Origin of the sequence: Qipengyuania sp. NPDC077410, assembly GCF_044543405.1 — a bacterium.
GTDB classification, from domain to species: domain Bacteria; phylum Pseudomonadota; class Alphaproteobacteria; order Sphingomonadales; family Sphingomonadaceae; genus Qipengyuania; species Qipengyuania pacifica.
In genome coordinates, this window is sequence record NZ_JBITWB010000014.1 from 1 (window position 1) to 1,037 (window position 1,037).

Here is a 1,037-nt window from a genome sequence, read left to right on the forward strand (position 1 = left end):
CTGTTGGCGCTGATCAGGATCAGCAGGATCGAACCGGTCGCGTTGAAGGCGAGGATCTTGCCGGGCGAGAAGAGGCGCAGGAAGTAGGAGCCGATGAACCGGCCCACCATCGCACCGCCCCAGTAGAGGCTGATCATCCAGCCGATCACGCTTTCCGGCTGGCCCAGCACGCGATCTTCGGCAAGGTAGTTGATGATGATCGATCCGATCGACACTTCCGCGCCGACATAGAGGAAGATGCACAGCGCGCCGAAGCCGAACCGGCTGCGCTTCAGCAGGTCGAGCCCGGCAAAGCCGCTCGATGCCTCGTGCTTTTCGCCCTGCAGGCGATTGCGGAACAGCCAGACGGCCAGCGCGACCAGCGCGATGAGGGCGGCAACACCCAGATAGCCCTGCCAGATCGCTTCGCTTTCCGCCTGGCGATAGGCGGTAAGCTCGGCGCCCGAAAGCTGATCCGCAGTGATATTGGCAAGGCTGCCCAGAATGACGACCGAGCCGATCAGCGGGAAGACCCAGGTGCCCAGCGAGTTGAAGGCCTGGGCAAAGGTGAGGCGGCTGTGCGCCGTGCTTTGCGGCCCCAGCAGCGAGATCAGCGGATTGGCGACGACCTGGACGATCACCACGCCGCTGGCAAGGACGAACAGGGCAAGCAGGAACACCCAGTAGGTGGCGTTCTGGCTGGCGGGAATGAACATCAGGCAGCCGACCATCATGGTCAAAAGGCCGGCCACTGCGCCGCGCATGTAGCCCAGCTTCTTGACCAGCTTGGCCCCCGGGATGCCGATCACGAGATAGGCGGCAAAGAAGCAGAACTGCACCAGCATGGCCTGCGTGTAGTTGAGCGTGAACAGCTCCTTCAGCTTGGGGATGATCACATCGTTCAGGGACGTGATGCCGCCGAAGATGAAGAACAGGCCGAAGACGAAATAGTTGAGACCCGGCGCCTTGATCCCTTCGCCATCCTCGACAACCGCCGCAGGATCCGTGCTCGCTGCAACATCAGGGGCCAGTGCCATCTCTACATTCCTCCCAGGTGT

The 1,037-nt window shown here is 62.2% G+C and carries 1 protein-coding gene; it reads right to left on the bottom strand.

Annotated elements, in window-relative coordinates:
* A partial coding sequence (locus ACIGGE_RS17975) for an MFS transporter (RefSeq protein WP_397491370.1) occupies positions 1 to 1,016 on the bottom strand: 1,016 nt, incomplete at its 3' end.
* Positions 1,017 to 1,037 lie beyond the last annotated feature (21 nt).